The 5,750-nt window shown below is 67.8% G+C and carries 6 protein-coding genes; 1 reads left to right on the top strand and 5 read right to left on the bottom strand.

Annotation, left to right across the window (positions count from 1 at the left end; translation table 11 throughout):
• The coding region (locus ACXJKH_RS13065) for an FAD-dependent monooxygenase (RefSeq protein ID WP_457319858.1) at positions 1–658 on the top strand (658 nt) is incomplete at its 5' end.
• 22 nt (positions 659–680) lie between these two features.
• Here ACXJKH_RS13065 and ACXJKH_RS13060 read toward each other — a convergent pair.
• The 5 genes from ACXJKH_RS13060 to ACXJKH_RS13040 form a co-directional block, all read right to left on the bottom strand.
• Positions 681–1,076, bottom strand: a complete 396-nt coding sequence (locus tag ACXJKH_RS13060) for an EF-hand domain-containing protein (RefSeq protein WP_457319856.1) — start codon at positions 1,074–1,076, stop codon at positions 681–683.
• A 120-nt stretch (positions 1,077–1,196) separates the two neighbouring features.
• Positions 1,197–2,243, bottom strand: a complete 1,047-nt coding sequence (rlmM, locus tag ACXJKH_RS13055) for a 23S rRNA (cytidine(2498)-2'-O)-methyltransferase RlmM (RefSeq protein WP_256774964.1) — start codon at positions 2,241–2,243, stop codon at positions 1,197–1,199.
• Between the two features lie 24 nt (positions 2,244–2,267).
• Complete coding sequence (locus ACXJKH_RS13050) at positions 2,268–2,828, bottom strand: nucleoside deaminase (RefSeq protein WP_256774965.1); 561 nt, start codon at positions 2,826–2,828, stop codon at positions 2,268–2,270.
• Positions 2,829–2,939: 111 nt separating this feature from the next.
• Entirely contained in the window at positions 2,940–3,602 is a 663-nt protein-coding gene (locus ACXJKH_RS13045; RefSeq protein WP_457319853.1) for a hypothetical protein, read from the bottom strand.
• Positions 3,603–3,653: 51 nt separating this feature from the next.
• Positions 3,654–5,402, bottom strand: a complete 1,749-nt coding sequence (locus ACXJKH_RS13040) for a glutamine--tRNA ligase/YqeY domain fusion protein (RefSeq protein WP_457319851.1) — start codon at positions 5,400–5,402, stop codon at positions 3,654–3,656.
• Positions 5,403–5,750: the final 348 nt, after the last annotated feature.

The following is a 5,750-nucleotide window of genomic DNA, read 5'->3' as shown; positions in this document are numbered from 1 at the left end:
GGCCGGTCTGGAGGTCACGCGCCAGGACTACGGCCAGCGTGGCGTGGTCGCCTACGTGGACAGCGAGAAGGACAACGAAGCCACGGCATGGCAGCGCTTCCTGGTGACGGGGCCGCTGGCGGTGCTGCCGATCAGCGCGCGCCGCAGCTCGATCGTGTGGACCCTGCCCGAGGCCGAGGCCGAACGCGTGCTGGCGTTGGACGAGGCCGCCTTCGGACGTGAGTTGACCAACGCGTTTGCCGGACGCCTCGGCGCGATGACGCTGGCATCCCCGCGCGCGGCATTCCCACTGCGTCGTCAGCTGGCTACCGGGTATGTGGCCGGTCGCGTGCTGGCCCTGGGCGATGCCGCGCACGTGGTGCATCCGCTGGCCGGGCAGGGCGTCAATCTCGGCCTGCGCGATGTCGCGGCCCTGCAGGCGATGGTGCTGGCCGCGCAGCAGCGCCGCCAGGACTGGATGTCGCCGCACCGGCTGCAGCGCTGGGCGCGCGAACGGCGCAGCGAGAATACGGTCGCCGCCTACAGCTTCGATGCGATCAACACGGTGTTCTCCAACGATGAGATGCACCTGACGCTGGCGCGCGGTCGCGCGCTGGGCTGCGCGGGCAAGCTGCCGCCGCTGGTATCGATGTTCTGGAAGCGCGCGGCCGGGTTGTAGTACCGGCCGGTGCCCGGCGGCGTCAATCCACCAGCCAACCGGCCAGGTCGGCGCGATCCAGCTTGCCGCGCCGCTTTACGTCCAGCGCGGTGAACTCATCGGCCAGTGCCGGGTTGGCCTGGGCCTCGGCGCGGCTGATGAACCCATCGCCGTCCACATCCAGCGTACTGAACGCAAACCGATATTGTCCGACGACGCTCACCGGCTGCACCGAGCGCACCGTCACCTGGGCTTCGCCCGCGGCGGCGGGCAGGGTCACCTGCTCGGTGACGCGCCCTTCCGACAGCGCCTGCGTGCGCACGCTGGCCGGCACTTCGCGGAGCGGTTCGCTGATGGCCGGCGACGGCGTGTGCACCTGGGCCCACGCGAAGGCCGGCAGGAGGGACAGCAGCAGGACCGGGGCAGAGCGAGGTCGCATGGGAACTCCGTTCTTTTGACGTGGGGGTAACGCCGGGCCATGCCCGRCGTGTATCGATCATTGCCGCGCGTTGCGCGGCCAGCCGGGCATGGCCCGGCTCTACCGGTATTTCGGCGTGGGTCAGCGCAGCGGCGAGGCCAGCACCGTGATCTCTTCGCGATCGTGGTACAGCTGCTTGGCGCGCACCACCAGCGGCTTGCCGGCCTGTTCCTGGAACAGGTCCAGGCACGACCGTGTTTCGTCCCAGCGCTTCTTCATCGGCAGCTTGAGGTTGAAGATCGCATGCTTGCACCAGCCCTCGCGGAACCAGGTCGCCATCCGTTCGGCCACCCGGCGCGGCTGCTCGACCATATCGCAGACCATCCAGTCCAGCGCTGCGTCGGGTTTCCAATGGAAACCATCCGCACGCAGATGCTCGACCAGCCCGGTCTCCAGCACGTGCTCGCGCAGCGGGCCGTTGTCCACGCTGATCACCCTGACGTGCTGGCGGGTCAACACCCAGGTCCAGCCACCGGGTGCAGCGCCCAGGTCGGCCGCGCGCATGCCCGGCTTGACCAACAGCTCGCGCTCTTCCGGGGTCATCAAGGTCAGCAGCGCCTCCTCCAGCTTCAACGCCGAACGCGAGGGCGCGTCGGGCAGCAGCTTCAGGCGCGGGATGCCCAGCACCCACGGCGCGCTGTCACGGGTATCGGCCACGCACACGAAGGCATGGCGACCGTCGACGAAGACGATGTGCAGGCGCGGCAACCCGGTGTTGGGCTTGTCGGTCAGCAGGCCGGCCTTGCGCAGCGCCGGACGCAGCGCGTTGCCGAACGCGCGGGCCAGGCCGGCCAGCGGCTTGCCTTCATCCGAATCGGGGTGCTCCACCCACATGTCGCCGAAACGCTGCTGGCCCTGCAGCGCGGCGATGATCGGGGTGATGCGGTCGGCCGCATCCAGTTGCGGCAGTTCGGCCAGCACCACCATCTTCTGCCGGGCGAAGATCAGCGAACGCCACGGCAATGCCTTGGACAGCGCCGCGCCTTCGTCGGTGGCAAACAGCACATAGCCGTCGTTGCGCTGGGTGCGCGCATAGCCGGCGATGCCGGCGTAAGCGGCGCGCTCGGACAGTTCGCCCGCCAGTTCCGGCTCGAAGCCCTGCCGGCACAGGCACAGCAGGCCGGTCATACAATCGCGCCCGAAGCGCAGCGGTCAGTAATGCGCACCGTTGGTTTCTCCATACTGGCGCAGTACCGCGCGCGCAGCGTCGCGCTCGATGTCGCGCACGACCTCGATGCCACGCTTGTTGAGTTCACCGACCCAGTCCGCCGGTAGCGGGCCTTCGTCGAAGGCGGTCAGTTCTTCCACGTCCTGCGCGCTGGCACCGATCAACAGCCGGTCGATGCCGGCCCAGACGGTGGCGCCGTAGCACTGGCAGCACGGCTGCGACGAGGTGGCCAGGGTGATCGGGCTCAGCACATCGTTCAGCCGCGGGGTCTGCAGGCGCTGCTGGGCCAGCATGTAGGCCATGTTCTCGGCATGCGCCAGCGAGGTGTTGTGCGGCACCACGCGATTGACGCCGGCGGCGATGACGCGGTCATCCGGGCCGAACACCACCGCGCCGAACGGACCGCCGGTCTGCGCCTCGACATTCAGGCGCGACAGCGCGATGGCCAGCGCGACCTTGGCGGCGTCACCGGGATAGGCACGGCCCAGGTCGATCTGGTCGTGGATCCAGGCGGGCAGGGTGAGATGGACTTGCGCGTACAGCATCGGGACGTAGGCCTCTTCAAAGGTGGAGCAGCGGCAGTGTATCGGGCCGCCCGGGGGGATGCCGTGCCCGCGCTGAACGCGGCCACGTGAAAAAGGGGGCGAGGGGGGTGATCAGGGCGGGAGGGACGCATCCAGCGCCCGCAGCTGGTGGCGATACCGTGTCACCGCGACCTGCTGGTTCGGGTCGCCATCGTTGGCGTCGATGAACGCCTGCATCGCCTGCCGGTAGTCCTGCGCGAACGCGGGATTGCCGGGGCTGAAACGGTACTTCCGCTCGGCGACCTCCACGACCTCGCGTGCCGCCAACCGTTGCCGGGCCTGCCCGTGTGCCGACGACTCGGTAAGGATCACGATGTTGCGCGGGTAGCCGGGCACGTACTTCAGTTCGAACACCTGGTTTACACCAGGTACCTGGATCTCGTTGCGCAGCGGCCACAGGGAGACGGTGTGGGTGAACAGCGTTGTCTCCACATCCCGGCCGTCACGGGTATGCACGATGGCCTCGTAGCGCCAGATGGGCTGCTCGTTGAGGCGGGAGTTGGTCTCCTCGCTGCGCACGATCACCCCGSTGCCACGCTCGCCCACGGCGTTGAGGAACGCTGCATTGACCATCTGGCCGGCGACGATGTTGAACGTGCCGAGCAGGAACGCGCCGAGCAGCCACAGCATGTTTTCGCGCCACCAGACCAGCAGGCCACCCAGCAACAGGCACACCGGGAAGCTCAGGAAAGGATGCTGGCTGAAGAAATACAGCACCGCCGACAACACGCCCATCGCTTCCTCCTCGAGATGCTGCCACCTGGCAGCAGCATCGTTGTACGCCGGTCAGGCCGACCAGGTATCGCGCAGGGTCACGCTGCGATTGAACACCGGCCGGGCGGCAGTGTGGTCGCGGCGGTCGGCGACGAAGTAGCCGGTACGCTCGAACTGGAACGACTGCTCCGGCGCGGCGCTGGCCGCGGCCGGTTCGACATAGCCGGTGACGGTGCGGCGCGATGCCGGATTGAGGTAATCGCGGTAGGTCTTGCCCTCGGACTCATCGTCCGGGTTGGGCACCGAGAACAGACGGTCGTACAGGCGGATCTCGGCCGGCACCGCGTGCACGGCGCTGACCCAGTGGATGGTGCCCTTCACCTTGCGGTTGGCCCCTTCCATGCCCGGGCGCGACGCCGGATCCAGCCAGCCGCGCAGCTCGGTGATGGTGCCAYCGGCGTCCTTGATCACCTCATCGCAGCGGATGATGCCGGCCCCGCGCAGGCGCACTTCGCCTCCCGGCACCAGGCGCTTCCAGCCCTTCGGCGGTACTTCGGCAAAGTCCTCGCGCTCGATCCACAGCTCACGGGCGAATGGCACCTCGCGGGTGCCGAAGGCTTCGTCCTTGGGATGGTTGGAGAAGGTCAGGGTTTCTTCGTGGCCGTCGGGCAGGTTGGTCAGCACCAGCTTGACCGGATCGATCACCGCCATGCGACGCGCGGCAGCCCTGTCCAGGTCTTCGCGGAGCGCGCCTTCGAGCACGCTGAAATCGATCAGCGAGTTCTGCTTGCTGATGCCCACGCGTTCGGCGAACAGGCGCATCGCCGCCGGGGTGTAACCGCGGCGGCGCAGGCCCTGCAGGGTCGGCATGCGCGGGTCTTCCCAGCCGTCCACCAGCTGTTCGGTGACCAGCGCCATCAGCTTGCGCTTGCTCATCACCGTGTAGTTGATGTTCAAGCGCGAGAACTCGATCTGGCGCGGCTTGGCCGCCTCACGCGGCAGGCCGCGATYGACCAGCGGTTGGGTCAGCGCGTGGTTGTGGGCGAAATCGACGTTGTCCACGCACCAGTCATACAGCGGGCGGTGGTCTTCGAATTCCAGCGTGCACAGCGAGTGGGTAATGCCTTCGATGGAATCGCCCAGCGCATGCGCGAAGTCGTACATCGGGTAGATCGGCCACGCACTCCCGGTGTTCTGGTGCTCGACATGCTTGATCCGGTACAGGGCCGGGTCGCGCAGGTTGATGTTGCCGCTGGCCATGTCGATCTTCGCGCGGACGGTGCGCGCACCGTCCGGGAACTCGCCGGCGCGCATGCGTGCGAACAGGTCCAGGTTTTCCTCCACGCTGCGCTCGCGGTAGGGCGACGGGCGGCCCGGCTCGGTCAGGGTGCCGCGGTAGGCGCGCACTTCCTCGGCCGACAGGTCGCACACGTAGGCCTTGCCATCGGCGATCAGCTTCTGCGCGGCCAGATAATAGGCATCGAAATAATCCGAGGCGTGGCGCAGCTCGTTCCATTCAAAGCCCAGCCAGCGCACGTCGTCCTGGATGGCCGCGACATACTCGGGGTCTTCCTTGGCCGGGTTGGTGTCGTCGAAACGCAGGTTGCACACGCCGCCGAACTCACCGGCGATGCCGAAGTTCAGGCAGATCGACTTGGCGTGGCCGATGTGCAGGTAGCCATTGGGCTCGGGCGGGAAGCGCGTCTTGATCGCGGCATGCTTGCCGGCGGCCAGGTCCTCGCGGACGATCTGACGGATGAAGTCCCGTTTTTCCTGGGTTTCCGGAAGGGCGTCGGTGGGGGCGGCAGTAGGCTCGGACATGATGCGCGGTCGCAGTCTAAAAGGCAGAAAGACCAACAGTTTAGCCTGTCGGAGACGCGCCATCGCATTCGCGCTTTCGCCCCACGCTTTGCTGCGCAAACCGMGGGCCCCGTCTCATCACCATCCAGACCCCSGCGCCTTCGGCGCCGCCCCCTGACTCAGGGGGGMYGCGCCATCGCATTCGCGCTGCCGCCCCACGCTTTGCTGCGCAAACCGMGGGYCCCGTCTCATCACCATCCAGACCCCSGCGCCTTCGGCGCCGCCCCCTGACTCAGGGGGGSTGCGCCATCGCATTCGCGCTKYCGCCCCACGCKTTGCTGCGCAAACCGCGGGYCCCGTCTCATCACC

The organism is Stenotrophomonas sp. P5_B8 (genome assembly GCF_054049855.1).
The sequence above is the reverse complement of the archived record's forward strand: the minus strand, read 5'-3'. Positions and strand labels throughout refer to the sequence as shown.